Below are 25,194 nucleotides of genomic sequence, written 5' to 3' on the forward strand. Positions count from 1 at the left end.
CCGGTTGCTTTGATGCGCTGGATCAGACCGCCTTGGCGTGGCGTTGGGCGGCGGGTTTGTAGCGACCATCAAGGCTTTGCGCGACTGTGCGCAGGAAGAGGCGGGCCTCAGTCGGAACACGGATCGTTTTGCCGTTCAACTCGCAAAGGCCCGCAGACTGCAGGAAGCGGGCGGTCTCCAGCGCATCGGCGAGACTGCCGCGAGGGGCCTCCATCTCGTCGCAGACGGCGTCCACATCCACTTCCAGATCACACATCAGTCGCTCGATCGCGCGTGAACGCAGCCTGTCATCGTCGGTGAAGGCCACGCCGCGCTCAACCGGCAGGCGACCATTATTGATGGCGGCTTGCCAGTTCGGGCGATCCTTGAAGTTCTGGGCATACCCTTCTGAAAACTGGGAAATTGCCGTGCTGCCGATACCAATCAGCGTGTCGCACGGGTCATCCGTGTAGCCCTGGAAGTTCCGATGCAGGGTTCCGGCGCGTGCAGCAACGGCAAGCGAGTCATCTGCACGGGCGAAATGGTCCAGTCCGATGGCGTGATAACCTGCCAGTTCCAGCGTGTGTGCACCTGCCTCGGCCTGTTCGAACCGTGCCTCAAGGCCGGGCAGGGCGTCCTCGTCGATGGCCTTCTGGTGTTTTGCAAACCACGGGACATGCGCATAGCCAAACAGGGATATGCGGGCCGCGCCCATCTCTGCGGCGAAGTGCGCGGCATCCTCAACATCGGCCACGGTCTGGTGTGGCAAGCCGTACATCAAATCCATGTTGATCGCGCGAATGCCGGCATCATGCAGGCGGTCGATGCCTTCGCTGAGCAGGATCTTCGGCTGGATGCGCCCCACGGCCTGCTGGACGGTAGGGGACAGGGTCTGGACGCCGAAGCTGACGCGGTTGACGCCGGACACGGCCATTGCGTGAATGAAATCTGGCGACAGGCTGCGCGGGTCGATCTCCACCGCGATTTCGGCATCGGGCCGCAAATGGAAGGCGCGGGCAGCGTGGGCAACCAGATCCTTGAAATCCTCTGCCGACAGCGCATTGGGCGAGCCGCCCCCGAAATGGAGATGCGCCATGCCCGCATGGTCCCCGAGGGCTGCGGCCCATAGGTCAATCTCGCGGTGCAGCGTTTCCAGATAGGATGCAATCCGGGAATAGCCGTTCGGCACGCTGGTCGCGCAGCCGCAATAGAAGCAGAGCTTCTCGCAGAAGGGCACGTGGATATAGACCGAGACCGGCTTGTCAGGGGTCGTCGCGCTGGCCCATAGGCGGGCATCCGGTTCCGAGACATCCGGCGCAAAGTCTGCGGCGGTCGGATAGCTGGTATAGCGCGGGACAGGGCGCGACGCGAAGGGGATCCATGCCTGTTTCATGGCGGTGTCCTACCAATGCCTGTGCAACGGGGAACTAGGGGGAAACCCGTAAGCGAGACGCATCTCGACGCCGCCCGCGCCGCAGCCTAATCTGCCCGGGCTCAGAGGAGGTTGCCCCATGATCCGACTGCTCGCCTGTGCCTTCGCGGCCAGTTCACTCAGTTTACCAGCGCTTGCCGGCCCGGAAGATTTCAAGCCAGGCCCGGCTATTCCGACCTATGGCAAGGTCGCCGCCGTGCCGGACGCGGAACGCCTGAACAAGGACGCCGTCTTCAAGATCGCCTTCGATACGGCCGCCGCGGCTGAACCCGGCAAGGTGAACCGCACGCTGGAGAGCGCCGCGCGCTTCCTGAACATGCATGAAGCGGTTGGCATTCCTGCCAGCAATATCCAGCTGGCGGTTGTGGTGCATGGCGGGGCCTATGCTGACTTGCTGAAGCGTGAGGACAATGCCTCCGCGCCACTGATCGCTGCGCTGCTGAAGAACCGGGTGCGCATTATCCTGTGCGGCCAGACGGCGGCCTATCGCGATGTCACCAAAGCCGACTTGTTGCCGGGCGCTGAAATGTCGCTGTCAGCCATGACGGCTCACGCGCAATTGCAGCAGGACGGGTACACGCTGAACCCGTTCTAGTCCATCGCCTCGGCTTTCAGCCAGATGCCTTCGCGTTCTCCCACGCGGCGCTCTACCAGAAGGCGGGCGACCTGGTGGTCGTCCTCGAAGACATTGCCCGTCAAACTGTCGAGCAGGGCCTTGGCGAGATTGTCGAGATCCATCCAGGGCGCGTCTCCCGTGTACTCCATCATGATGTGCACGGAATAATCGCCGTAGCCGGGGCGAAGGGGCGGGAAGTCCTTGCGGAAGAACTCTTTCAGCAGCGTCTTGTAGTATTTGGTTTGCGTCGTCAGGCCCGTGCAACGCACTTCGAGCGCGCCTTCATCGGTGATGCGCGCGCGCACCTTTCCGGCGCTGGTCCAGTCCGACCGGCTCATCCGCGCATCCGGTGGCGGGATTGCATGCGGGCCTCGATGGCCTCCTTGGAGGCTTTCAGGCCGAGGCCGGTTTGCTCGCGAAGCAGCTTGATGGCGAGGAGTTTCTTGCGGTCGTCAATGGCGCGGTCGATCTCGGCCCAGCGGGCCTTGGTGACGCGAGAGATGGCATCTTCGACCTGTGCCTGTGTCAGGATTGGGGGCGAGGTCGAGTTCTTTCCGATCCCGCGCACGAGGAAGCCGAGCCCGAAGGCGAGTGCCATCAGGACGAGCGTCTCCGGCTGGGTCAGGGCGTGGGCGAAGGTATTCAAGATGTATCCTGGCTCAGCTTGCAGGGGAGGGGCTGTCAGGTGGCCCGGCACAAGCGCAATCTAGGCGCGGCGAGGGGACGAGCGCAAGCCAGCAGTCCGACAGGCGGCTGCGGCGTATAGGGCCAGTAAACCGGCAACACCTTGTCATGTGCGCCCACTTGGCTAAACCCGGCGCGAAAGCTTTTCCACGCATGAGGATTCAAGACCATGACGACGCGGACCGAAACCGACACGATGGGCCCAATCGAAGTTTCTGATGATGCCTATTGGGGCGCACAGGCGCAGCGCAGCCTCGGAAACTTCAAGATCGGCTGGGAAAAGCAGCCCGAGCCCATCATCCGCGCGCTGGGCATCGTGAAAAAGGCCGCTGCCGAAGCGAACATGGACCTCGGCAAGATGGATCCGGACCTCGGCAAGGTCATCGTGCAGGCCGCCGAAGAAGTGATCGAAGGCAAGCTGAACGATCATTTCCCGCTGGTTGTCTGGCAGACGGGGTCGGGCACCCAGTCCAACATGAACTCGAATGAGGTCATCTCAAACCGCTCAATCGAGATCCTTGGCGGGGAAAAAGGCTCCAAGACGCCGGTTCACCCGAATGATCATGTGAACATGTCCCAGTCGTCAAACGACACATTCCCGACAGCGATGCACATCGCCTGCGCCGAGGAAGTCGTGCACCGCCTGATCCCGGCGCTGCAGGTTCTGCACAATGCGCTCGATTCCAAAGCCAAGGAATGGGCTGACATCATCAAGATTGGCCGCACGCACACGCAGGACGCCACGCCGGTCACGCTCGGCCAGGAATTCTCCGGCTATGCCCAGCAGCTGCAGAACGGCATCGAGCGGATCGAACTGACCCTGCCGAAGCTGATGGAACTGGCGCAAGGCGGCACGGCCGTCGGCACCGGTCTCGCCTCGCCTGTAGGGTTTGCGGAAAAGGTGGCGGAGAAAATCGCCGCGATCACGGGCCTGAAATTCACGACGGCACCGAACAAGTTTGAAGCGCTGGCCGCGCATGACGCGATGGTGTTCACGCATGGCGCGATCACCACGGTGGCCATGTCCTGCTTCAAGATTGCGAACGACATCCGCTTCCTCGGGTCCGGACCGCGTTCCGGCCTTGGCGAACTGGCTCTGCCAGAAAACGAACCGGGCAGCTCCATCATGCCGGGCAAGGTGAACCCGACCCAGTGTGAAGCGCTGACACAGGTCTGCGCGCACATTCACGGCAACAATGCCGCAATCGGTTTCGCAGGGTCTCAGGGTCACTTCGAGCTGAACGTGTTCAACCCGATGATGGCCTATAATTTCCTGCAGTCTGTCCGCCTGCTGGCCGACGCCGCAATCAGCTTCACTGAAAACTGCGTTGTCGGTATCGAGCCGCGCCTCGACAATATTCAGCGCGGCCTCGAAAACTCGCTGATGCTGGTGACGCCGCTGAAGGAAAAATACGGCTATGACCGCGCCGCCAAGATTGCCAAGACGGCCCACAAGAACGGGACGACGCTTCGCGAGGAGGCCATCGCCGACGGCATCCCGGGCGACGATTTCGACAACATCGTCGACCCATCCAAGATGATTTCGCCGGGGTGATTGACGTTCACTAGTTGTGAACATAAGTTCTCAACATGAGTTCGCTTTCTGGATGGCGCAAAGCAAACGGGCGCTCCCTTGCATCGCTTGGGGAACAGATAGGTTTGCAAAAGGGGTTCCTGTCCGAAGTCGAGCGGGGACTGAAGCGACCTTCTGTTGAGGCAGCGAAGCGTATTGAGGCTGCGACCGATGGCGAAGTAACAGCGGCGGAATTGCTCGGAATCTCCGGCGGTGTCAGCGAAGAGGCTACTCCGTTTGAGCCTGCGCTTGCCTCCGAGGCGCGTGCGCTAGGCTTAGATCCCAATGCGATTGCCCGCACGGCTGTAGAAGAAGCCGTGAAGCGGGCACGTATGGATGCATGGAACGAGAAAAACCGCGAGGCCGTCGACAGCTGGAACAAGCTGGTCGAGCGTGAAGGCCTATGGTCCGATGATTTGCGGGCGCTCTAGCGAATGGAGCGTCTCGCCGTTCATCGCTTGAGTCACGGCAAGCCACCAGTTGTGATCTTGCAGTATCCCGGCATGGACACGGGAGATATTGTGCTGGCTGCGCCGCTGTACCCCGCTGGCGCAGCCATGCCGATGGAGATCATCACACCGGAAGTCGTATTAAACGGGGACAGATTTATCCTCGGGGTTCATCTGCTGGCTGGAATTCGCAAATCCAGTCTTGAAGGCCGGATGGGAGATTTGCTCGCATATGAGTACGAAATCTCCCGCGCGCTTTCGCGTTTGTTCTTCGGAAATTGAAAGTCGCCCAAGGTGCGGGCAGGGGCTGGAAACGCATTGGTTTTCTCACGCCTGCGGTTGCGCGATGCCATGAAGATGGCCATACGGCGGCAAACATCTTCCTGCCCTCACAATGAAGAGTGTCATCCCGTGGTAAAATCGTCTTTTGCAGCCTTTGCGGATCGCCTCGGCGCGCAGAGTTTCTCGCAGGCCAATCTCTCCAAGTTCACGCCGGACCGGATCAAGATTGAATTGCTTTCGGGCCTGACCGTGGCGCTGGCGCTTGTGCCGGAGGCCGTGGCCTTCGCCTTCGTGGCGGGAGTGCACCCCCTGGTGGGCCTGTATGCGGCCTTCATCGTCGGGCTGGTAACAGCATTGATCGGCGGTCGGCCGGGCATGATATCCGGGGCGACCGGGGCCCTCGCCGTCGTCATGGTGTCGCTCGTTGCTCAGCATGGCGTTGAATACCTGTTCGCGACGGTCGTGCTGATGGGCATCCTGCAGCTTGCGGCAGGGGTCTTCCGCTTTGGCAAATTCATCCGCCTTGTGCCGCACCCCGTGATGCTTGGCTTCGTGAACGGTCTCGCCATCGTGATCTTCATGGCGCAGCTGACCCAGTTCCAGGTGCCAGGCACGGCAGAAGTTTCCGGGCACGGCATGTCGGGCGGGGAATGGATGAGCGGCTGGCCGCTCGCGCTGATGCTGGCGCTGGTTGCGCTCACCATGCTGATCATCTGGGCCTTGCCAAAATTTACCAAGATCATTCCTGCGCCACTGGCAGGTATCGCTATCGTGGCGGGCGTGGTGATCGCGTTCGGGCTGGATGTGCCACGCGTTGGCGACATGGCGTCGATCGAGGGCGGCTTGCCGCCTTTCCATATCCCGAGCGTGCCGCTGACATTTGAAACCTTCAAGATCATCCTGCCTTACGCGGTCATTCTCGCCGCCATTGGCCTGATCGAGAGCCTGCTGACGCTGAACCTTGTCGGTGAGATTACCGGCAAGCGGGGCGGGGCCAGCCAGGAATGCATCGCGCAGGGCACGGCCAATGTGATTACCGGCTTCTTTGGTGGCATGGGTGGCTGCGCCATGATCGGCCAGTCCATGATCAATGTGAAATCCGGTGGGCGCACGCGCCTCGCGGGCATTGCTGCGGCGCTGTTCCTGCTCGCTTTCATTCTTGTCGGCTCCAGCCTGATTGAGCAGATTCCGCTCGCGGCTCTGGTTGGCGTCATGTTCATGGTCGTGATCGGCACTTTTGCGTGGAACAGCCTGCGCATTATGACGCGCATTCCGCTTCTGGATGCGGGCGTCATTGTGCTGGTGACTGTCGTGACGGTGTTCTACGATCTCGCCACGGCTGTTGTGGTGGGCGTGATCGTGTCGGCGCTGGCCTATGCGTGGAACAATGCGCGCCGGATTCGCGTGATCGAGCGTGACAGTGTCCGCACGCCTGGCGCCCACGTCTACGAGATCGAAGGCCCGCTGTTCTTCGGATCGACAGATGGTTTCGCCGAACTCTTCCACCCGGAGACTGACCCGGATGTGGTGATCGTGGACTTCATGCGCTCACGCGTTGTGGATCAGTCCGCCCTGCAGGCGATTGAGGATCTGGCCCGCCGCTATGAAGCGCAGGGCAAGACGCTGCAATTGCGCCATCTGTCCCGCGATTGCCACAAGCTTCTGACCAAGGCTGGCCAGTTGATGGTCGATTCTGATGACGATCCGGAATACGCCGTGGCGGTCGATTATTCGGTTCGCACAGGCGCATTTGGCGGCGGCCACTGATCTTTCCTGCGACCTAATCTCCTTGCGCCAGGCCGGTTGTTCCGCCATCAGGAACGCCGATCAGAAACTTGGAGGAAAGTCGGATGGATATGGATTTCAGTAATTTGTTCTCGGTGGCCGGCAAGACGGTCGTCGTAACTGGCGGTTCGCGCGGGATTGGCGAAATGATCTCGGCTGGCTTCCTGGCCAATGGCGCCAAAGTGATCATTTCTTCCCGCAAGGCGGATGCCTGCGAAGAAACGGTTGAGCGTCTGAAGTCGCAATATGGCGGTGAAATCTATGCCATCCCATCCGATGTGGGCCAGATGGTTGGCATTGAGCACCTCGCCAAGGAAATTGCCGAGCGAGAAGACAAGGTCGACGTTCTCATAAACAATGCTGGCGTCGCATGGGGCGCGAAGCTGGAAGACTTCCCGGAGCATGGCTGGGACAAGGTGATGGACGTCAATGTGAAGGGCTTGTTCTTCCTGACACAGAAACTGATGCCATTGTTGCGCAAGGCGGCAAGCGCCGACAATCCGGCCCGGGTGATCAACATCGCTTCGATCGACGGCATGCACACCTCGCCCATGAGCGGTTTTGCCTATGGCACGTCAAAGGCCGCCGTCATCCATCTGACGCGCTTCATGGGCGCGCATCTGGCTGGGGAGCACATTCTCTGCAATGGCATCGCGCCGGGTCCGTTCCCGACCTACATGCTTTCCACCGGCGTCGGCTTCAAAGGCGAAACCGAAGGCGTGGACTGGCAGAAGATTGGCGACCAGAACCCGTCGGGCCGCGTGGGCCAGCCGTCTGACATCGCCGGCCTCGCCATGTTCCTGTCGTCCAAGGCATCGAACTATATTACTGGCCACACCGTGCCCTGCGATGGCGGAATCGTTTCCTCCAGTTAGAACCAGAGGAACATCGACGCGCCGAGAATGCCGATCCCGGTGAAGACCGTGGCCCCTGCGACGAGCAGGCTGGCCGCGGCCTTGGCCGGCACAGAGCGACTGCGGCGCGCGGCGGAGTAAAGTTGCAATACGGCGAGCGGGATCAGATAGCTGCCATAGCTGATAACGATGTCGGCAGGCCCGCTCATCGTGCTGTTCATCCAGCGCGGGGACTGATTGATCAGGATCCAGCCCATCAAGCCGACTCGGATGAACCAGACGCCATTGGCGACCATGAACAGGCGCATCGCCCAGCGCTGATGGTCTGCAAAGCGGCGCGCCAATGCAAACCGCAATGTATAGGCGGCGCAGACGAGGATCAGCACGGCATTCAGCGACACGCTGACAGCTGAAACGAGCGACAAATATGTATCCCGTCCCCAGGTCAGCCACAGCCCCCCAAGGGCAAGGAAACAGGCCAGCACCAGAAATATGCGCCCTGACCACCGGTGAAGTTTGGGGAATTTTCGGCGGAGCACAGGAACCAGCTGGATCAGTCCGGAAAACGTCATCATCGCGGCGAGCAAGACGTGCAGCGCAAACATAAGATTGCCCGCATCATCGCCCGGTACATGCCCCTTGATCAGGCTCTTGTCGTTCCAGCCAGCATAGTTTCCCGTGGCGGTGCGCACGCCGTAATAGCTGGCAATGAAGAGTATGAATGCGGTCTGGCCAATGGCTGCGACGCAAAACCAGGCGATGCCGGTTCGACCGAGAATCTTGTTCCAGAGAGTGAGGGGCGGGGGAGATGTGGGCACAATGAGTCCTTCCGGGTTTTCAGACCCGAAAGGCGTGAAGGTGTTGAGGCTCAGCGTCTTGCCGATTTGGAAATCGGCGAGGATTTCCGAAGAAAAACGTCGAATTTGGCGTCGCGAAGGCCTAAGCTGGCCCCGGATCGCAGACATCAGGATGATACCTCATGAACATTGCGCGTGCTTCGCTGGGAAATCTCGGGACGTTTTGGCGAAGCTTGCCGTCCGGGCCGGCATCGCCTCTGGCGATCTACTGGGCCGCCTTTGCGCTGTCAGTTGCAGCTTTCGTCGCCGAATATTTCGTGGGCAGCCATGTGCTGCAGCTTGGTGTCTTGTTGGTGCTGATCAGTTTCGTGCCTTGCGGATTGGCGTGGCTCCTGTCGCGGGAATTGTTCCGCAAGGAAGCCGAACGTAAGGCCTGGCCCGCGCTGGTCGTTGGTGTTCTCTATCTGACATGTCTGATCAACTATCTGGCCCCGGAATCCCACGTCGGTGGCATGTTGGGGGTCGTCGCCAGCATGAAATCCCTGATCGGGTCAGCCATGCTGCTGATGACATTTGTAGAAGCGATTGACGGGATGAACGCGTCAGCGTCGGAGCGAAGATTTCGCCTGAGCTTTGCTGGCGGATATGCCGGGCTAGTCACGGTGTCACTGCTCGCTGACCAGCCGGGACTGGACGCGTGGCAGGACGAGTTTCGTATCGTTGCGGCGTCGCTAGCCCTGATGGGGGCGAGCCTTGCTGTGCTGTATCGGCGTCGTAACCCTCTGGAAGTCAGCAAGACGCGCAAGACAGATCGTAGCCGCAGCGTGCCGTGCGATCCGGCTCTGGCGGCGCGGCTGACAACTTTGCTTGAGGTCGACCGGATTTATCTGGAACCGAATATCAAAGTGGCCGACGCCGCTTTGCGCCTGCGAACGCCTGACTACAAGGTCAGCCAGTGCATTGTGTCGGATCTCGGCTTCGCGAACTTCAACCAGTTGATCAATTCGTATCGAATTCAGGAAGCCTGCGACCAGCTGTTGCAGCCGGATCTGGCGGACCAGCCAATTCTGTCTATTGCGATGGATTGTGGCTTTGGCTCCATCGGTCCATTCAACCGCGCATTCAAGGCGCATACCGGCATGACTCCGAGCGCCTATCGGCGGCAGACCCGGATAGCAGAGTCGGTGCGGTGAGGGCTGGCGGACAGCGCGGCGGTGTCTAGACTGCGCGATAGAGAATCACTTCCAGCCAAGAAAGGCCGTGCTCATGGCAAACGCTCCCGTCGGATCGAAATCCAACCCGTCCCAGTTCGATATTCTGAACAAGCTGGCTGATGACGAACCCTATTTCGTGATCCGGGCACACGACCCGCTGTCGTCTGCATTGGTCGAGCTGCACGCCTATATCGGCGCAGGGCAGGCGGGCGCAGCGCACAACAAGCTGGCCGAGATCATGGCGCTCACCTCTGCAAAGGCGCCGCGCCCGGCCTCCAGCCCGAAATACCGGGAAACCTTCGCCATCTCACTGGCGATGGAGCAGTGGCGCGAAACGCACGGCGAAGACTAAAGGCAGGTCCTGTTGCTGATAGAACCTGTTACGCTTCAGAATGAGTTCGTACGCCTCGTTCCGTTCGAGATAGGTGGGCATGCCGAAGCCCTGCGGGACATGGCGGAGCGCTCTGGACAGCGGTTGGCAACCTGGCCGTTCTTCAATCCACCGGGCGACTGGATTTCGGATTGGGTGAAGTCTATCCGCAAGCGCACTGAGGCAGGTACGTTGGTGCCGTTCGCCGTGCTCGCGTCCGATGGGCGCTTTGTGGGGATGAGCGCTTATCTGAACCCGGATGCCGCGTCGCGAAATGTCGAAATCGGCATGACGATCTACGCGCCGGAGTTTCAGGGCGGAGCGACCAATCCCGCCTGCAAGCATTTGCTGTTGTCTCATGCTTTCGGGCAGGGGGCCATCCGCGTCTACTTCAATGTGGATGAACGCAATTTGCGGTCGCGCGCTGCCGTTATGAAGCTCGGCGCAACTCAGGAAGGCGTGCTGCGGGACAATCGCATCCTTCCGGATGGATTTGTGCGCACGACCGTGGTGTTCTCCGTGCTGGCGCGGGAATGGCCTGCGGTGAAGGCGGGTCTTGAGGCGCGCTTGTCCGCATTCGAGGACGTGAATCATGGCTGAGCCGATCAATCTGAACAAGTTCCGAAAGGCCAAAGCCAAGGCCGAGAAAGATCAGCGCGCAAAAGAAAACCGCGCCAAGTTTGGTCGCACGAAAGCGGAGAAGTCGCTGGACAAGGTGCGCGCCGACAAGGCCCGCGATCAGGTTGACGGCCACCGCCTTCAGGATGATCCGGAAGATCGTGGTTAATCAGCGGTTACGAACCGGCCCCTGATTTGCACCCTCACTCCTGACTTTGTTTCAAAGCGGGAGGACATAATGGGACGGATTATTGGAAAACTGGCGATTGCAACCATCGCTTTCGCCGCCGGCATCACCTGGGCCATCATCGCCGAAGCAAATGACGCCGGTGTGCCTTTGACCAGCCTGATCGGGCTCTGATCCGCAATCAGCTTTCCGGCGCGCTCTCTTCCGGGTGGAGGATGGAATTGATCAACTGATCATCCATGCGTCGGCCCGAGACGCGCTCCAGAGCGGTGAAGATGGACTTGGCCTTCTTGTCCTCCAGAAGCGGGATGGCTTGGGCGAGCTCAGCCGCGCGGGCATAGCGCATCTGCGCTGTGGCCATATCCCCGCGCGCCTCGGCGCAGGCACCCAGATTGTGGAGGATGGAGGGTGACTGTGTCCATTCGCGGCCCAGCTCGTCCCATTGTGCACACGCTCCGAGGAAATTGCCGTCCTTTGTCGCCTTCACCGCGGCAGCGAAGCGAGGGTCATTCTGCGCTTCAGGAGTCAGGCCCTCCGTCATGATTTCCGCGCGCATTGTCTGGTAGTAGGGCGCAATGTCATTGCGGAAGCGGTGGACGGCTTCAATCGTTGCGTCCTCTACCATACCGATTGGGGCATTGTAGGGATCGTAGCTCGAATAGCGTGGCTCGCCCCACACTCCCAAATCCTCGCCATTGTAGGGATACTCGGCGATGTCGGCACAGCTTTCGCGGCTGGCCCCGCCGAGCTGTTCCTGCCGCAGGACAAGACGTCCCGTGCGGTGATCGATCAGTTCAGCTGTAACCACCACTTCAACCGTCTCTTCGCGGCATTCGGTTTCCACGACAGCGCGGCGTTCGCAATCGAACAGGCCGTCATACTCAACGCATCGCTTCTTGCGTTCGAACCGGGTTTCAGCCTCCCAGGAGTCAATGTCGACACGCCCCTGATAGGTCCCCGCGGGCTCTCCATAGGGGTCTGTGAACCAATACTCCCCGTCGATCACGATCTGGTCGAGCATTGCGGCGAATTCTTCCTCCGCAACATATCCAGCTGGTCCCCGGAACTCTCCGACCAATACATCCCGATACTCGGCTGCTTGCGGAAAGGTCGGCGCCATCCGGGCTTGATAGTCATATCCGGGCGTTGCGCAGGCTGCAGCCAGAACGGGAAACAGAAGGAGCAGGGCGTGTCTCATGTGGCGAGCTTTCAACAGTTTCAAGTCAGTAGGGTTCAGAGATACTGAACAGACACTGAACCATGCAATGTCTGTCTTTGCGCTGCGTAAATTCTTGACGCGAGGGGAGGGCGCGGCCACCTGTCTCGCAACATTGATGGAGCCCTAAATGACAAGTTCACTGTTCACCCCATTCAAGATCAAATCTCTCGACCTGCCGAACCGGATCGTTATGGCCCCGATGACGCGGTCGAAATCTCCGAACGGCGTTCCGGGCGACGATGTGGCCGGCTACTATGCGCGCCGCGCAGAAAACGAAGTCGGCTTGATTCTGACCGAGGGCACCACGATCCGCCGGGGCGGCGCGTCCAACGATCCGAACGTGCCGAATTTCCATGAGGCGGACTCGCTGGCTGGATGGAAGAATGTTGTCGGGAAAGTCCACGCCAAGGGCGGCAAGATCGCGCCGCAGATCTGGCATATGGGCATGGTCCGCAAAGTTGGCAGCGGGCCTAATCCTGACGCCCCGACGGATAGTCCGTCAGGTATGACGCATACCGGCAAGCAGGTTATCGACGCGCCGACCTCCGCAGAAATTGACGATATGGTCCTGGCCTATGCGGACGCCGCCGCCGAAGCTGAAAAGCTGGGCTTTGACTGTGTCGAAGTTCATGGCGCGCATGGCTATCTGATCGACCAGTTCTTCTGGGATGCGATGAACCAGCGTGATGACAAGTTCGGCGGAACGTCTCTCGTGGAGCGTGCGAGCTTTGCATCGGATATCCTGAAGGAAATCCGCAAGCGCGTGTCGCCGGACTTTCCGGTGATCTTGCGCTATTCCCAGTGGAAACAACAGGATTACGGCGCGCGTCTCGCCACGACACCTGACGATCTTGAGGCCTTCCTGAAAGTGTTCGTGGATGCTGGTGTGGACGTGCTCCATGCTTCTCAGCGCCGCTATTGGGAGCCGGAATTTCCCGAAATCGACGGCGAGAATGGCCTCAATGGCGCGGGCTGGGCCAAGAAACTGACGGGCTTGCCAACCATTACGGTCGGGTCTGTTGGACTGTCAGGTGATTTCATCAAGGCCTTCCAGGGCGAAGGGTCCGGCACGCGGTCACTGGATGATCTGGAAGAACGCCTCGCTCGGGACGAGTTTGATCTTGTCGCCGTTGGTCGCGCCCTGCTTCAGGACCCGGCATGGGCCCGCAAGATTCATGAAGGACGTGCCGAGGAATTGACTGATTATGATGCAGCGAGCCTCGCGACGCTATCATAGGTCGATTTTTCTTGCATCTGAGGGCAGGGAATGGTTCTGATTAACCAGACGAAGAAACGCTCTCCCGGGTAAGTTCTTCGTCTGGATGGTGGGGACATAAAAGAGCCATCCGGCACAATTTGATGACGAAGTTTTGCGGGGGACCCGTACACGCATTTCCTTCGTCTGCGCTCGGAACCTGCGGGTTCCGGTGTCGCTCGTGCGGATGCTCGATTTCCCCTGCTGACGTGGGCTGTGCTCACACCCAAGGTAAGATGCCTTCACACCAGCATCTTGCTCAGCCCTGCAAGGCCGCGTCCCGCACACCTGACGCGTCCTTGCGGGGTTTTTTGGTTCAGGATGGGCTGGACGATCCCTACGTGAAGGGAACCAGCGATGGTGCGACCTCAGATAGGGTCCGTCTCAGTCTGATGATATCGCAACGCGTATACTGACGCCTTCTGGAGGTGTGAAATCCTGTTTGTTCTGCGCCCAGATATTCCCAATGAATACTTGGTCCGATTGATTGGATTTCTCCAGCCGAGTTCGTAATTCTTCCAGCAGCATGTCCTCGGTTTCATCCCGGTCGGGTTTAGCGCTGAGCGTCGCGATGCGATCGGTTAGCCAATCTCGGGCCCGTTCAGCTGCGTCATCCATGGCGGCACGAATTTCTGGGGAAGGATCGGTTTCGGCCGCCACCGCAATTTGACCGCCGGTCACAAACAGGCAGCCATGATGAGGCAGCGGTTCGGTCACGCCAATGGCATTGCCTTTTCCCGACTCCAAAATCGTGACATTGGCCAAATGGCCTGAGGTCGACGTCGCGCAGATCCTGAAGACCGGAAAGGACTTCCCGGAATTGTACCCGCTCACAAACACGGTTTGAGAATCGCCTGGCTTGAGGTGGAAACTCATCTCGTGGCTGTACTTCCCGTCTGCCCAGGCCATTGGCTGGGCCAGCGTCAGAACTGTAAGGGTTGCTGCGCAGCAGTCGATCCAGTTCATTTTGGGATGTCTCCATTTTTTCAACCTTGAGGAGGGTTGCACGGGGCACAGGCATTTGCAATGCACGCCTGCGCTGCAAGCCCTGCCCAAGGGCGCATTCGGTGCTATATGTTCGCCATGAGTTCCAATCCGAATCGTATGTCCATTTCGCAGATGGCCTCTGCCAAGCCGCCCGCAGCCAAGAGCGAGGCGGAGTATCTTGATGGCCTGAATCCGGAGCAGCGCGAGGCGGTGCTGACGACTGAAGGGCCATTGCTGGTGCTGGCTGGCGCGGGCACGGGCAAGACGCGCGTGCTGACCACCCGGCTGGCGCACATCATTGGCACGCGGCTGGCCTGGCCGTCGCAGACGCTGACCGTGACCTTTACCAACAAGGCCGCGCGGGAAATGCGCGAGCGGGCGCTATCCATGTTGGGAGAGGCAGGCGAGGGGCTCCGCTGGCTCGGCACATTCCACTCGATCAGCGCGCAGATCCTGCGCAAGCATGCCGAGCTGGCGGGCCTGAAATCCACCTTCACCATCATCGACACCGATGACCAGATCCGTCTGTGCAAGCAGATCATTCAGGCAGAGAACATCGACCCCAAGCGCTGGACACCGCGCTATCTGGCGAGCCTGATCGATGGCTGGAAGAACCGCGCTCTGGTACCGAACAAGGTGCCACCGGAAGAGGCGCACCAGTTTGCCGACGGCAAGGGCATCACCTGCTACCAGATCTATCAAGCTCGCCTGAAAGTTCTGAACGCGTGTGATTTCGGCGACCTGCTGATCCACAACATCGTCATCTTCCAGAACAATCCGGACCTGTTAAAAGAGTATCACGACAAGTTCCGCTATATCCTAGTTGACGAATATCAGGATACGAACGTTGCGCAGTATTTGTGGCTGCGCCTGCTGGCGCAGGGATCGCAGAACATCTGTTGTGTTGGCGATGATGACCAGTCGATCTATGGCTGGCGCGGCGCGGAAGTGGACAATATCCTCCGTTTCGAGAAGGATTTCCCCGGCGCGCATGTTATCCGGTTGGAAAAGAATTACCGCTCCACAAAGCATATCCTTGCGGCGGCCTCATCCGTCATCAGCCACAATAAGAGCCGTCTCGGAAAGACGCTCTATGTGGGCGATGACAATGCGATCGACGACATCGACGCCTCCAAGGTGAAGGTGCGCGGCCTGTGGGATGGCGAGGCCGAGAGCCGCCTGATTGCCGACGACATCGAAAGCTGGGTGTCCAAGGGTGGAAGCCATGAGGATTGCGCTGTACTGGTGCGTGCATCCTGGCAAATGCGGGCGTTTGAAGAACGCTTTATCATGCTGGGCATTCCGTACCGCGTGATTGGCGGGCCACGCTTTTTTGAACGCGCCGAGATCCGCGATGCGCTGGCCTATCTGCGCCTGATCCGCTCACCGGATGATGATCTGGCGTTCGAGCGCGTGGTGAACCAGCCCAAGCGCGGCATCGGAAATACGTCTCTGGCCAAGTTGCAATCCTATGCGCGTGAAGACGGGCGCAGCCTGTTCGTGCTGACGCCAATGGTGCTGCAGACTGACGAAATCAAAGGGGGCGCAAAGCGCGGCCTGACCCAGTTTATCGACCAGATCAATCTGTGGCGTGACAAGCTGACCAATGGCATGCCGCATACAGAGCTCGCCGAGACGATTCTGGAGGAATCCGGCTATACGGACATGCTGCAGAAGGATCGCAGCCCTCAGGCGCAGACGCGGCTGGACAACCTCAAGGAATTGGTCCGCGCGATGGGCGAGTTCGACTCACTGGCCGGCTTCCTGGAGCATATCGAACTGGTCATGGACGCTTCGACCGGCGGGGCCGGGGAAGACCAGGTGCAGATCCTGACACTGCATGGTGCGAAGGGGCTGGAATGGCCCGTCGTGTTCCTGCCGGGCTGGGAAGAGGAAGTGTTCCCATCACGCCGCAGCCTGGATGAAAGTGGCATGAAGGGCCTCGAGGAAGAACGCCGTCTTGCCTATGTCGGCATTACGCGCGCGCGCCAGCATGCCTACATCTCTTTTGTCGCGAATAGGCAGATCTATGGCCGCTGGCAAAGCGTGCTGCCGAGCCGGTTTGTGGACGAACTGCCCCACGAACATGTCGAGGCGGTATCAGAGACCGGCTATTCCGGTATTCCCGGAGGCGATACCGGATTTACTGGGACGGTCGAAGATCTGGGGGAGCGCTCGAATTACAAAAGCCCCGGCTGGCAACGCCTGAAGGAGAATGCGGGCAAATTCGATACACGCCCGCCACGGGACGCCACCAACCTGTCAGCCACCTCTGGCGGCCCTTCCGGGTTCAAGGTCGGTACGCGCATCTTTCACGACAAATTCGGCTATGGCCGTGTCGCCCATACAGAAGGCAACAAGCTGACGGTGGACTTCGAAAAGTCTGGTCGGAAGAAAGTGATTGCCACCTTCGTGCAGCCCGTCTGACGGTTGACCGCGCCGCCTATTCGGAATTGGATGGATGCGGGGCAGCGGTGAGGCGCATATGGCCGGATACATCGAGAAACATCTCTATGAAGGCGAGATACTGCGCCATCGCGGTGCGTTTCACTGGTTTGAGCATGCCAAGGCCTGGCTGATGCTTGTCGTGTTCGGCATTCTGATCGTCGGTATCGTCTATTTCATCGCGAAAATGATCCATTTGAACACAACCGAGTTCGTCGTGACTGACCGTCGTGTTGTGATGAAGACCGGGCTCTGGTCAGCGGATGTGAATGAAATTGCGCTGGACGCGATTGAAGGCAGCACTTTGAAGCAGGGTATTCTTGGCCGCATCTTCGGGTTTGGAAGGCTCTCGATTCATGGCCGCGGTGAAACCCACATCACCTTTCCCTCCATGGCGCACCCGCAGAAATTTCGCGCCGAAGCGGAGAAATCGAAACAGGCCGCGATCCAGCCTGGCGGGCCGCTCACCGGATAGGTAGGTGATTTCCAAGATCAGGGATTTGCAGCAACCGGGGGCCTGTTCAGGGGGTAAGGGAAGGCAGGCCGGCCTCGACAAGCGCGATGGGTGGATGCGCTGGTCCCGGAGGACTGGCGAGGCATACCCGGCGCTGCAGGGACAGGTGTTACATTGTGGCGGGCGAACGCAATCCGAATGGCGCGTTCATCTGCCGGTCATCAGGACCCTATTCCGCCGCGGGCAGGGAGCGGTCCACGGGGTTGTTCTCATTGGCCGTGCCCGAAGACGATTGTGAGACCGCGCGCTTGGCTTCACGCTTGCCGCGTACACGATCCTTCATCCGGCCCGCCCAGCGAACGATGCGGTGCGGAGCGAGCAGCCAGACCGGTGTCACCAGCAAGATCATGATGGTTGAGAAACCAAGGCCAAACACAACCGCCGTGGCGAGCTGAACCCACCATTCGGAGCTTGCTCCTCCAAAATTGATCGAGCCTTCAAAGAAGTTGACGTTCATCTGGATGATCATGGGCAACAGGCCACAGATCGTCGTGCCGGTCGTCAGCAAGATCGGGCGGATACGTTGGGCCGCTGTCGCAACCGCGGCTTCTTCAGGCGTCCGGCCATCGCTGAGCAGGCGATTGTATGTATCGATCAGCACGATATTGTTGTTCACCACGATACCTGCGAGCGCCACGATTCCCGTGCCGATCATCAACTGTGAGACATATGGCAGGATAAGCTGGATGCCGACCACGACACCCGCCGTAGACATGATGACAGCCGTCAGGGTCAGGAAGACCTGCCAGAAATTATTGAACTCCCAAAGCAGGATGATGGCCATCATGAACAGCATGGCCAGCAGGGCCCCCTGGAAAAAGGCGGCGGCGTCTGCGGCATCTTCGTCCGCTCCCTCGAAGCGAACCTCGACTGTGGACGGAATATCCTGATTGGCGATCCAGACCTTTAGTTCCTCGACGATGCCTGCGCCGGCGCCTTGCTCGACCGTATTGGCTCGAACGTCGATCACGCGTGCGCCATCGCGGCGAGTGATCTGACTGACCCGTGGAGCAGGCACACGTTCCACGAACAGGGAAAGCGGAACATTCCCGCGCGGCGTGGCGATGCGCAGATCATCAATCGCGCTGGCGCTCCGGTCAGACTGTGGAAAACGTACACGAATGTCGACTTCGTCCTGCGCATCATCCGGGCGGTACCGGCCGACCAGCACACCTTCGGTGATCAACTGAACTGCTGCGCCAACCTGGCTGATGTCGAGCCCATACTTACCAGCTTCGGCACGGTCGACCTCCAGCTGATATTCAATGCCGGGCAGGGGACGCGTATCTTCGACTTCCCGAAGGTCTGCGCGGGAATCGAGATGCTCGCGGATCAATTGTGCCGTTGAGTTCAGCGCGGCTGCATCTTCAGAGAGCAGGGCGATCTGCACGTCCTTGCCGGAGGGTGGACCTTGCTCACGCGCGGCGATTTCAAATCGCAGGCCGGGCACTTCGCTCAACCGATCACGGATATTTGCCAAGGTGCGACGGCCATTGTGCACGCCGTCTGCGGTGGCGAGGTCGATCAGCAATTGGCCGACCGTATCAATTGGCTTGCTGGACGATCCATCTGGCGAGAAAATCGCCTGACCAGAACTTCCAGCCTCGGTCGAAATGTCCTGTACGCCGTCCATACCGGTGATGGCTGCTTCGGCGCGTTTGACCAGGGAGAGCTGTTCGGCCGTCGAGAGACTGCCTTGCGCCTGAACAAAGACAAAAGCCTGTTCAGGTTCGACATCCAGAAACAGTTCCGATTTGTGCTCGGTTGAGCCGAACCACATGAAGATTGCAATCACGCTGACAATTGCGACGCCGGTGACAGCGAGCGGTCTGGCGATGAGCGATTGCACGATCCGCACATAGCCGCCGAGCCAACCGGTGGCCGACGCCGGATCGGCATCCGCAGCGAGCGCGGCGAGGCTTTCATCCTTGCCGCCCGGACGCGCGCCAATGACGGAGCCGAGCACCGGCAAGAAGATCAGCGCCATGACCAGCGAGGCCGAGAGCACGAAGATCAGCGTGATGGGCAGATAGGCCATGAACTTGCCGGGCATCGAATTCCAGAACAGGAAGGGGATGAAGGCGGCGAGCGTGGTGGCAGTTGAGGCAACAACTGGCCAGAACATGCGCATGCCGGCCATGGCATAGGCACGTTTCCGGTCCAGCCCTTCCGCCATTTTCCTGTCGGCATATTCGGTTACGACGATCGCGCCATCCACGAGGATACCCACGGCGATGACCATGCCGAACATGACCATCATGTTGATTGTGTAGCCAAACGCGCCGAGCAGCAGGAAGGCCATGACAAATGAGGCTGGGATCGAAATTCCGACAAGCAGCGCAGAGCGCAAACCCAGAGCTGCCACACAGATGATCATCACGAGAACGACTGCGGTAATGATAGAATTCTGCAGCTGTCCGAGCTGGTCGCCGATGAGTTCCGACGCGTCTGAGGTGATGCGCACGTCTACGGTATTGGGCCAGCTTTCCTTCTGGGCCTCTACCGTGTCGCGGACGAAATTGGCGGTATCGAGAATGTTGGCGCCGGAGCGTTTGACGATCTGAAGCTGCAGCGACGGCTCACCATTGAATGTGGCGTAGCCGGTCGCGTCCTTGTACGTACGGCGAATTTCGGCGACATCTGACAAGGTCACTGTTGCGTTCTCAGAGCGTTTTACCGGAAGGTTCAGTGCGTCCTGGGCCGTGCGGATAAGGCCGGGGACTTTCACCGCAAAGCTGCCTTCGCCCGTATCAATCTGGCCAGCCGGCACAAGCTGGTTGTTGGCCGAAACCACGGCGTAGATATCCTGATAGGACAGGTTGTAGGTTTCCAGCTTCACCGGATCGACGACGATTTCCAGCACGTCTTCGCGCTGGCCGATAATGGTCGCTTCCAGCACGCCGGGGTTGCGTTCCAGCAAGTCTTGAAGCGTTTCAGCAATATCGTTCAGGCCGCGCTCTGGGGCTTGGCCGAACAAATTCACCACCATGATGGGGAATTGGGAAGCGTTGACTTCGGTAATGATCGGTTCACGCGCATCATCCGGGAAGAAACGTTTGGCGAGGTCTACCTTGTCCTTCACGTCCAGCACTGCCTGATCGATGTCGGAATCGATTTCGAACTCCAGAATCAACTGGCCAGCCCCCTCGGCTCCGATGCCGATAAAAGATTTCAGGCCTTCAAGAGACTGGATCTCCTGCTCGATGGGTTTGACGAGCAGGCGCTCGGCATCTTCCGGCGTCACGCCTGCAAGAGGCACGGTGATGCCGACGAACGGAATCGGAATATCCGGGTCGGCTTCCTTGGGCAGGCCGACATAGGTGGCCGTACCGGCAATGATCGCGCAGATCAGGATGGACAGGACCATCCTGGCGCGGCCGATGGCACCTTCTACAATGCGGGTCATGGCTGCGCTCCACCCTGTGGTACGGGCCGCACCTCGACGCCTTCAGCCAGATAGTCCTGACCAATCGAAATCAAGCGAGCCGGAGAGGGCAGACCGGTGACCCATGCGCCTTCGGGCGTCTCGTCGATCACCTTCACTTCGGCGAAGCGCACAATGCTCTGGTCATCTACATAGCGCACACCGAGGTCGCCTGCGTCTGACAGGGTCAGCAGTCCGGGGGAAATCAGTGTGGCGGGGACATCGCCCATCGGGATGAACAATTCGGCGGTGACGCCAGCCGCGACCGGGTCTTCACCCGTGTCCAGTTCAGCTTCGATCAGGAAGGTCCGTGTGCCTTCATTGGCCGTGCGGGACACATAGCGGAGCCTGGCCGGATAGGTTTGTCCGCTAGGCAGACGGGCTGTGCCGGTCATGTCCGTGGAGAGTTGGCCGGCATTCGCTTCGGCAACTTCGACCGCAACGATGACCGGGTCCATGTCCACCATTGTGCCACATGGTTGGCCGGGGGAGAGATAGTCGCCTGCCTCGGCTAGACGCGTTTCGAAGATGCCATCGAACGGGGCGCGGATCTGGGTTTTGGACAATTCCACCCGCGCGGCATTGACCGAAGCTTCAGCTGCGTCCAGCGCTGCCTTGGCCGCGGCTTCGTTATTGGCCGGGGCCAGGCCTTTCTCGGCCAGCGTTTTCGCCGCCTCAAAATCAATGCGCGCGGCGTCGCGACGGGCTTCTGCTTCTTCCAGTCGTGCAGCACGCGCCTCAACGTCCAGTCCGCAGAGCAGGGTGCCGCGCGAAACATGTGTACCCTCTCGCACCGGTGTCGAGATCACATTGCCTGCGGTGCCCGCTTTCACGGTGACAGATTTGTCGGGTGCAGTCAGGCCCTTGGCCTTCAGGCGAATGCCGTGGGTCTGCGCGGACGCCTCATAAGTCACCGCCTGAGGCGCGACCGTGTTCTTTTCGATCCGCGGTTCCTCGTGCTGGGTGCTGATATCGCCCCGGATCACACTTCGGATGACGAACCAGGCGAGCAGCCCGGCAAAAATCAGAATGGCAATTTTGACGGATCGGTTCACGGTTCACACTTTCACACAGGGCTGCTTGTGTAGCAGAAATAGGGTACGGCGTCGCCCGGTTAAGGCGACCGATACAGCATAGTTAACAGCGGATTGTTGCGATCCCGCAAAGGTGCTGCAGGGATTTCAGCTTTCAGCGAAAGGTATGATTAATAATCGCCCTGATGCGTAAGGGCGCCAGTCAGATCCAGCGACGCCAACGAAAGAGGGCAAGCATCAGCAAGGTGGCCAGTGCCAGTCCAACCACCAGCAGCGCGAAGGCGCCGGGGCTTTCCACGCCGGGCATGCCGCCAACATTGACGCCGAACAGCCCCGTCACAAAGCTGATCGGCAGAAAAACAGCCGACAGGATAGAAAGTACAAACAGGCGCTGGTTCATGACTTCGGCGCGTTCTTCGATGACCTGCTCCTGAAGCACGGTGGACCGGTCCCGGATCGTGTCGAGCTCTTCCGCCAGACGGGTCACCCGGTCAGCGGATTCCCGCAGGAATAGCAGATCATGATCAGTGAACAGGCCCGCTTGCGATCCCTCTCTCACCAGCTGGGCCAGCGCCTCTCTCTGGGGCAGGATGTAACGCCGGACCTGAAGAACACGACGTCGGAACTCCGACAGCGTGGAGCGCGGCAGCTTGATGGATGGATCGAGCAGATCATCCTCGAACTGATCGGCCTGCTCATCGAAACGTGAGACCTCGGGTTCCATCCGATCCGTCAGAGCATCGGCCAGTGCGGCGATCAGTCCGCCGGTTGAGGCGGGGGCTTTTCCCTCTTTCACCAGGGTTTCCACGTCGCGCGCGCCGCGGATCGGCTTGGCCCGCAAGGTGATCAGCGCCGTCTCGCTGGCCCACATGCGCAGGGCAAGCATGTCTTCCAGCGCTTCGCCTTCATTGAGGTTCATGCCGCGCAGATTGATCAGGAAGCCCGGGTCATGTCGGACGGCGCGTGGACGCGTGTCTTCCTGAAGAAGTGCTTCTGTTGACAGATGGTCCAGACCGCTTTGGGTCTTCAGCCAGGTGCGGACATCCGGTGACAGCCTGTTCAGGTGCAACCAGTATCGCGCGAACTCCGACAAACGGCCGGACAATACATCCGACCATTCCAATGGCGTCGCCGCTCCGTCCGCCGCAAATCCGTAGCCAAACACCATCGGTGCGTTCGCGAATTCGGGCGGGTGCGGGGCAGGCGTCGTCATCGGCGTCTACAGCGCGGAGACCGGTGGTGTGCGTGACATCCAGGGACGGGCGATTTCTAACTGCATGGCGAGTTCGAACAATAGTCCATCCTGTCCACGCTTGGCCGAGAACATCGAACCGATCGGCAGATTTCCGGAGGACCAGGATAGCGGGACACTCATGGAGGCGGCGCCGGCCACGTTCATGGGGGCAGTGAATGCAGCGAAATTGAGCACGCTTTCCATGACCGTGTCGAAGTCACCATCCGGGGCCTGCTCACCAATCGGCACGGCCGGGCTGCCGGTGACGGGCGTCAACAACACATCAATGTCATTGAACCATTCATCATAAGCGGCTTCGAACGCTTGGAGATAGGCAATGGTTTCAGGCATTTCTGCCTGCCGTGACTGGAACATGGACACCAGTCCAAGCGTCCAGGGCTCAAGAATGTCCGGCCCAACCGGCTTTCCGGAAAAGGCGCTTGCCTGCCCGGCGAACTCCGCTGCGCCAGCGGCCCAGTAAAGCAGGAACTTGTCCGTGAATTCCTTGCCATCCAGAGGAACGGAGAAGTCGCGTACCTCATGGCCAAGCTCTCGACAGAGCTGCGCAACGTCCTCAAGCGCGGCTGTCGTCTCGGCCGCGACACGCGTGCCGCTGATCGTATCAGGCGCGAAGCCGATCTTGAGCGGGCGGTTCAGAGCTGAAATCTCTCCCAGTGGAGCGTAGGTGCCGTCATTCGTCTCGGCGACACGGAACAGTTCGATGGAGTCCTGAACGGATATTGTGACGGCATGATTGACTGAAATGTCGACAGGGGGCGCCGCAGCCGAGCGCGCACCGAGCCGGCCACGAGAAGGCTTGAGACCGAACACGCCGCAAGTCGACGCTGGAATGCGGATGGAGCCGCCGCCATCGCTGGCATGCGCAAACGGCACCACGCGCGCAGCGACCAGCGCGGCAGCGCCGCCGGAGGAGCCGCCGGTCATGCGGGACAGGTCCCAGGGGTTGCGCGTCGCACCGGTCACCAGAGGTTCGGTTGTCGAGGTCAGCCCCATTTCAGGTGTGGTGGACTTGCCGAGTGACACGACCCCGGCCTTACGCCAGGCAGTGGCGAAGGGAGAATCCTGCGATGAGATGTTTCCGACGAAAGCGCGACTGCCCCACAGGGTTTGAGTCCCCTCCCAGTCGAGCAGATCCTTCATGAAGGTGGGGACGCCGCTGAACGGGCCTGGAAGTGGATCCGCGGCCACTGCACGGGCTGTATCGAAGCTTGCCGTGGCGATGGCGTTGATGTCGCCATTTACCGCCTCTGCGCGCGCAATCGCTTTCTCGACCTCAGCGAGGGATGTCGTTTCTCCGGATTTAATACGGCGCGCGATGGTCAGGCCGCTTTCCCAACCGGCAGGTGGCACCGCTTTCGCGGCGACCGGGGTGCTTGCCGGTGTGAGTGCACCGCTGGATTTCTGGCCGCAGGCGGCAAGTGTCGTGGCCGCCACGCCCCCAAGCAAGGCGGCGCGTCTTGTGAATCCGGTCATTTATGGTCTCCCTTGTCCCTTTTGCGCAGCAGACTGAAATGCACTGCATGTTTTCGCAAGGCCAAATGAACCGCCAAGACGGTTTATGGCCCGGCGTCGCAAAAGGGTGGGGTCCGGAACTACTGGATCACGCCGCACGCAACGCGCGCGCCAGCGCCACCAATGGGCTGGGTGAGATGATCATCTTCCTGCGCATGGATAATGATCGCTGAGCCGTCTTCATCGAGCAGGGAGTCGAGCGCAGTCAGGCGGGTGAACGCCTCGTACCCGGCCGATCCATCCGCTGCCACCCAGATATTCGGGAGGTCGCCAGCTTCGGGGCCTTTGGGGTTCAACAGACCGTGCGCCCCTTCGACTTTCCCATGATGGCCGCCTGACTCCTTGAACTCGCCCACATCCTCGCAGGTGCCGACGGCGTGCAAATGCAGTCCATGCCAGCCGGGGCTAAGACTGTCGGGGTTCAGCTCAATACGGATCACCTCGCCATTTGGCCCATCCAGGAAGTTGGCCGTGCCGATCTCATTGCCTTCACTTCCGATAAGCGTAGCCGAAGCGGTCATCATGGATGGGTACACACCCTCATCAGGACCGGGCATGTCTTCGGGACCGGGCATGTCTTCGGGGCCGGGCAGGGTAGGCTCGTTTTTGGGCATTTCCTGAGGGGTCGCGCCCTGTTGGCCACAAGCGGTCAAGGCAATGGCAAGTGCGGCGAAGGCAGTTCGGGTGATCATGGGGGTCTCCTGTCTGC

25 protein-coding genes are annotated in these 25,194 nt (G+C 60.0%); 14 read left to right on the forward strand and 11 right to left on the reverse strand.

Annotated elements, in window-relative coordinates:
- Positions 1–22: 22 nt before the first annotated feature.
- Positions 23–1,372 (reverse strand): oxygen-independent coproporphyrinogen III oxidase, encoded by a 1,350-nt coding sequence (gene hemN, locus HF931_RS08110; protein ID WP_273242991.1) that lies wholly within the window; start codon positions 1,370–1,372, stop codon positions 23–25.
- Between the two features lie 118 nt (positions 1,373–1,490).
- Here hemN and HF931_RS08115 point away from each other — a divergent pair, with 118 nt between their 5' ends.
- On the forward strand, positions 1,491–2,006 hold the full coding sequence (locus HF931_RS08115) for a DsrE family protein (RefSeq protein WP_273242993.1): 516 nt from the start codon (positions 1,491–1,493) through the stop codon (positions 2,004–2,006).
- On the opposite strand, the gene HF931_RS08120 is transcribed toward HF931_RS08115, so the two are convergent.
- Positions 2,003–2,365: a RusA family crossover junction endodeoxyribonuclease gene (locus tag HF931_RS08120; RefSeq protein ID WP_273242995.1), complete on the reverse strand. Its 363-nt coding sequence runs from the start codon at positions 2,363–2,365 to the stop codon at positions 2,003–2,005. The two genes, HF931_RS08115 and HF931_RS08120, sit on opposite strands and share 4 nt — an antisense overlap.
- Positions 2,362–2,673: a hypothetical protein gene (locus HF931_RS08125; protein ID WP_273242997.1), complete on the reverse strand. Its 312-nt coding sequence runs from the start codon at positions 2,671–2,673 to the stop codon at positions 2,362–2,364. The genes HF931_RS08120 and HF931_RS08125 overlap by 4 nt, the downstream gene beginning before the upstream one ends.
- Positions 2,674–2,880: 207 nt before the next feature.
- On the opposite strand from HF931_RS08125, the gene fumC reads away from it, so the two are divergent.
- The 5 genes from fumC to HF931_RS08150 all read left to right on the forward strand — a co-directional run bounded on the left by fumC (position 2,881) and on the right by HF931_RS08150 (position 7,675).
- Complete coding sequence (fumC, locus tag HF931_RS08130; protein ID WP_273242999.1) at positions 2,881–4,266, forward strand: class II fumarate hydratase; 1,386 nt, start codon at positions 2,881–2,883, stop codon at positions 4,264–4,266.
- A 35-nt stretch (positions 4,267–4,301) separates the two neighbouring features.
- Positions 4,302–4,715 carry a type II toxin-antitoxin system CcdA family antitoxin gene (locus HF931_RS08135; RefSeq protein ID WP_273243000.1) on the forward strand — a complete coding sequence of 138 codons (414 nt, stop codon included), beginning with the start codon at positions 4,302–4,304 and terminating at the stop codon, positions 4,713–4,715.
- A gap of 3 nt (positions 4,716–4,718) precedes the next feature.
- Complete coding sequence (locus tag HF931_RS08140) at positions 4,719–5,015, forward strand: CcdB family protein (protein WP_272983384.1); 297 nt, start codon at positions 4,719–4,721, stop codon at positions 5,013–5,015.
- Between the two features lie 129 nt (positions 5,016–5,144).
- Positions 5,145–6,782, forward strand: coding sequence for a SulP family inorganic anion transporter (locus HF931_RS08145; protein ID WP_273243002.1), 1,638 nt, complete (start codon positions 5,145–5,147; stop codon positions 6,780–6,782).
- A gap of 89 nt (positions 6,783–6,871) precedes the next feature.
- A complete protein-coding gene (locus HF931_RS08150) occupies positions 6,872–7,675 on the forward strand; it encodes an SDR family oxidoreductase (RefSeq protein WP_035548087.1) in 804 nt (267 codons plus the stop codon).
- Here HF931_RS08150 and HF931_RS08155 read toward each other — a convergent pair.
- A complete protein-coding gene (locus HF931_RS08155) occupies positions 7,672–8,619 on the reverse strand; it encodes a DUF2306 domain-containing protein (RefSeq protein WP_273243004.1) in 948 nt (315 codons plus the stop codon). The two genes, HF931_RS08150 and HF931_RS08155, sit on opposite strands and share 4 nt — an antisense overlap.
- A 14-nt stretch (positions 8,620–8,633) precedes the next feature.
- Here HF931_RS08155 and HF931_RS08160 point away from each other — a divergent pair, with 14 nt between their 5' ends.
- The 5 genes from HF931_RS08160 (at position 8,634) to HF931_RS08180 (ending at position 11,014) form a co-directional block, all read left to right on the forward strand.
- Positions 8,634–9,644, forward strand: coding sequence for a helix-turn-helix domain-containing protein (locus HF931_RS08160; RefSeq protein ID WP_051602356.1), 1,011 nt, complete (start codon positions 8,634–8,636; stop codon positions 9,642–9,644).
- A gap of 73 nt (positions 9,645–9,717) precedes the next feature.
- Positions 9,718–10,017 (forward strand): hypothetical protein, encoded by a 300-nt coding sequence (locus tag HF931_RS08165; protein ID WP_035546644.1) that lies wholly within the window; start codon positions 9,718–9,720, stop codon positions 10,015–10,017.
- A 12-nt stretch (positions 10,018–10,029) separates the two neighbouring features.
- Positions 10,030–10,635 (forward strand): GNAT family N-acetyltransferase, encoded by a 606-nt coding sequence (locus HF931_RS08170; protein ID WP_035546639.1) that lies wholly within the window; start codon positions 10,030–10,032, stop codon positions 10,633–10,635.
- Entirely contained in the window at positions 10,628–10,822 is a 195-nt protein-coding gene (locus HF931_RS08175; RefSeq protein ID WP_273243007.1) for a DUF4169 family protein, read from the forward strand. The genes HF931_RS08170 and HF931_RS08175 overlap by 8 nt, the downstream gene beginning before the upstream one ends.
- Before the next feature lie 69 nt (positions 10,823–10,891).
- Positions 10,892–11,014 carry a hypothetical protein gene (locus HF931_RS08180; protein ID WP_272983391.1) on the forward strand — a complete coding sequence of 41 codons (123 nt, stop codon included), beginning with the start codon at positions 10,892–10,894 and terminating at the stop codon, positions 11,012–11,014.
- A gap of 7 nt (positions 11,015–11,021) precedes the next feature.
- Here HF931_RS08180 and HF931_RS08185 read toward each other — a convergent pair whose 3' ends face one another.
- On the reverse strand, positions 11,022–12,038 hold the full coding sequence (locus HF931_RS08185; RefSeq protein ID WP_035546631.1) for a hypothetical protein: 1,017 nt from the start codon (positions 12,036–12,038) through the stop codon (positions 11,022–11,024).
- A 148-nt stretch (positions 12,039–12,186) separates the two neighbouring features.
- Between HF931_RS08185 and HF931_RS08190 the strand changes: the two genes are divergently transcribed.
- Positions 12,187–13,296, forward strand: coding sequence for an NADH:flavin oxidoreductase (locus HF931_RS08190; RefSeq protein WP_273243009.1), 1,110 nt, complete (start codon positions 12,187–12,189; stop codon positions 13,294–13,296).
- Positions 13,297–13,698: 402 nt separating this feature from the next.
- On the opposite strand, the gene HF931_RS08195 is transcribed toward HF931_RS08190, so the two are convergent.
- A complete protein-coding gene (locus HF931_RS08195) occupies positions 13,699–14,280 on the reverse strand; it encodes a hypothetical protein (protein ID WP_273243011.1) in 582 nt (193 codons plus the stop codon).
- Between the two features lie 108 nt (positions 14,281–14,388).
- Between HF931_RS08195 and HF931_RS08200 the strand changes: the two genes are divergently transcribed.
- Together HF931_RS08200 and HF931_RS08205 are read left to right on the forward strand one after the other, a co-directional pair.
- Positions 14,389–16,728 carry an ATP-dependent helicase gene (locus tag HF931_RS08200; RefSeq protein WP_420537721.1) on the forward strand — a complete coding sequence of 780 codons (2,340 nt, stop codon included), beginning with the start codon at positions 14,389–14,391 and terminating at the stop codon, positions 16,726–16,728.
- A 58-nt stretch (positions 16,729–16,786) separates the two neighbouring features.
- Entirely contained in the window at positions 16,787–17,221 is a 435-nt protein-coding gene (locus HF931_RS08205; RefSeq protein ID WP_162175917.1) for a PH domain-containing protein, read from the forward strand.
- A gap of 208 nt (positions 17,222–17,429) precedes the next feature.
- On the opposite strand, the gene HF931_RS08210 is transcribed toward HF931_RS08205, so the two are convergent.
- The 5 genes from HF931_RS08210 to HF931_RS08230 form a co-directional block, all read right to left on the reverse strand.
- On the reverse strand, positions 17,430–20,666 hold the full coding sequence (locus HF931_RS08210) for an efflux RND transporter permease subunit (protein ID WP_273243014.1): 3,237 nt from the start codon (positions 20,664–20,666) through the stop codon (positions 17,430–17,432).
- Complete coding sequence (locus HF931_RS08215) at positions 20,663–21,739, reverse strand: efflux RND transporter periplasmic adaptor subunit (protein ID WP_273243016.1); 1,077 nt, start codon at positions 21,737–21,739, stop codon at positions 20,663–20,665. Before HF931_RS08215 ends, HF931_RS08210 begins: the two co-directional genes overlap by 4 nt.
- Before the next feature lie 181 nt (positions 21,740–21,920).
- Complete coding sequence (locus tag HF931_RS08220; RefSeq protein WP_273243018.1) at positions 21,921–22,931, reverse strand: zinc transporter ZntB; 1,011 nt, start codon at positions 22,929–22,931, stop codon at positions 21,921–21,923.
- Between the two features lie 6 nt (positions 22,932–22,937).
- Complete coding sequence (locus tag HF931_RS08225; protein ID WP_035546618.1) at positions 22,938–24,446, reverse strand: amidase family protein; 1,509 nt, start codon at positions 24,444–24,446, stop codon at positions 22,938–22,940.
- Positions 24,447–24,565: 119 nt separating this feature from the next.
- A complete protein-coding gene (locus tag HF931_RS08230; protein WP_273014210.1) occupies positions 24,566–25,177 on the reverse strand; it encodes a superoxide dismutase family protein in 612 nt (203 codons plus the stop codon).
- Between the last annotated feature and the right edge of the window lie 17 nt (positions 25,178–25,194).

This window comes from Hyphomonas atlantica corrig., from assembly GCF_017795365.1.
Taxonomy (GTDB): domain Bacteria; phylum Pseudomonadota; class Alphaproteobacteria; order Caulobacterales; family Hyphomonadaceae; genus Hyphomonas; species Hyphomonas atlantica.

Excerpts from the sequence above, each read along its gene's own strand:
- HF931_RS08155 (WP_273243004.1), bottom strand. The coding sequence starts at position 8,619 with ATGTCTGCGATCCGGGGCCAGCTTAGGCCTTCGCGACGCCAAATTCGA.
- fumC (WP_273242999.1), top strand. The coding sequence starts at position 2,881 with ATGACGACGCGGACCGAAACCGACACGATGGGCCCAATCGAAGTTTCT.
- HF931_RS08220 (WP_273243018.1), bottom strand. The coding sequence starts at position 22,931 with ATGACGACGCCTGCCCCGCACCCGCCCGAATTCGCGAACGCACCGATG.
- HF931_RS08200 (WP_420537721.1), top strand. The coding sequence starts at position 14,389 with ATGTTCGCCATGAGTTCCAATCCGAATCGTATGTCCATTTCGCAGATG.
- HF931_RS08195 (WP_273243011.1), bottom strand. The coding sequence starts at position 14,280 with ATGAACTGGATCGACTGCTGCGCAGCAACCCTTACAGTTCTGACGCTG.
- HF931_RS08120 (WP_273242995.1), bottom strand. The coding sequence starts at position 2,365 with ATGAGCCGGTCGGACTGGACCAGCGCCGGAAAGGTGCGCGCGCGCATC.
- HF931_RS08175 (WP_273243007.1), top strand. The coding sequence starts at position 10,628 with ATGGCTGAGCCGATCAATCTGAACAAGTTCCGAAAGGCCAAAGCCAAG.
- HF931_RS08135 (WP_273243000.1), top strand. The coding sequence starts at position 4,302 with ATGAGTTCGCTTTCTGGATGGCGCAAAGCAAACGGGCGCTCCCTTGCA.
- HF931_RS08205 (WP_162175917.1), top strand. The coding sequence starts at position 16,787 with ATGGCCGGATACATCGAGAAACATCTCTATGAAGGCGAGATACTGCGC.
- hemN (WP_273242991.1), bottom strand. The coding sequence starts at position 1,372 with ATGAAACAGGCATGGATCCCCTTCGCGTCGCGCCCTGTCCCGCGCTAT.
- HF931_RS08180 (WP_272983391.1), top strand. The coding sequence starts at position 10,892 with ATGGGACGGATTATTGGAAAACTGGCGATTGCAACCATCGCTTTCGCC.
- HF931_RS08190 (WP_273243009.1), top strand. The coding sequence starts at position 12,187 with ATGACAAGTTCACTGTTCACCCCATTCAAGATCAAATCTCTCGACCTG.
- HF931_RS08150 (WP_035548087.1), top strand. The coding sequence starts at position 6,872 with ATGGATTTCAGTAATTTGTTCTCGGTGGCCGGCAAGACGGTCGTCGTA.
- HF931_RS08115 (WP_273242993.1), top strand. The coding sequence starts at position 1,491 with ATGATCCGACTGCTCGCCTGTGCCTTCGCGGCCAGTTCACTCAGTTTA.
- HF931_RS08140 (WP_272983384.1), top strand. The coding sequence starts at position 4,719 with ATGGAGCGTCTCGCCGTTCATCGCTTGAGTCACGGCAAGCCACCAGTT.
- HF931_RS08210 (WP_273243014.1), bottom strand. The coding sequence starts at position 20,666 with ATGACCCGCATTGTAGAAGGTGCCATCGGCCGCGCCAGGATGGTCCTG.
- HF931_RS08225 (WP_035546618.1), bottom strand. The coding sequence starts at position 24,446 with ATGACCGGATTCACAAGACGCGCCGCCTTGCTTGGGGGCGTGGCGGCC.
- HF931_RS08160 (WP_051602356.1), top strand. The coding sequence starts at position 8,634 with ATGAACATTGCGCGTGCTTCGCTGGGAAATCTCGGGACGTTTTGGCGA.
- HF931_RS08185 (WP_035546631.1), bottom strand. The coding sequence starts at position 12,038 with ATGAGACACGCCCTGCTCCTTCTGTTTCCCGTTCTGGCTGCAGCCTGC.
- HF931_RS08165 (WP_035546644.1), top strand. The coding sequence starts at position 9,718 with ATGGCAAACGCTCCCGTCGGATCGAAATCCAACCCGTCCCAGTTCGAT.
- HF931_RS08230 (WP_273014210.1), bottom strand. The coding sequence starts at position 25,177 with ATGATCACCCGAACTGCCTTCGCCGCACTTGCCATTGCCTTGACCGCT.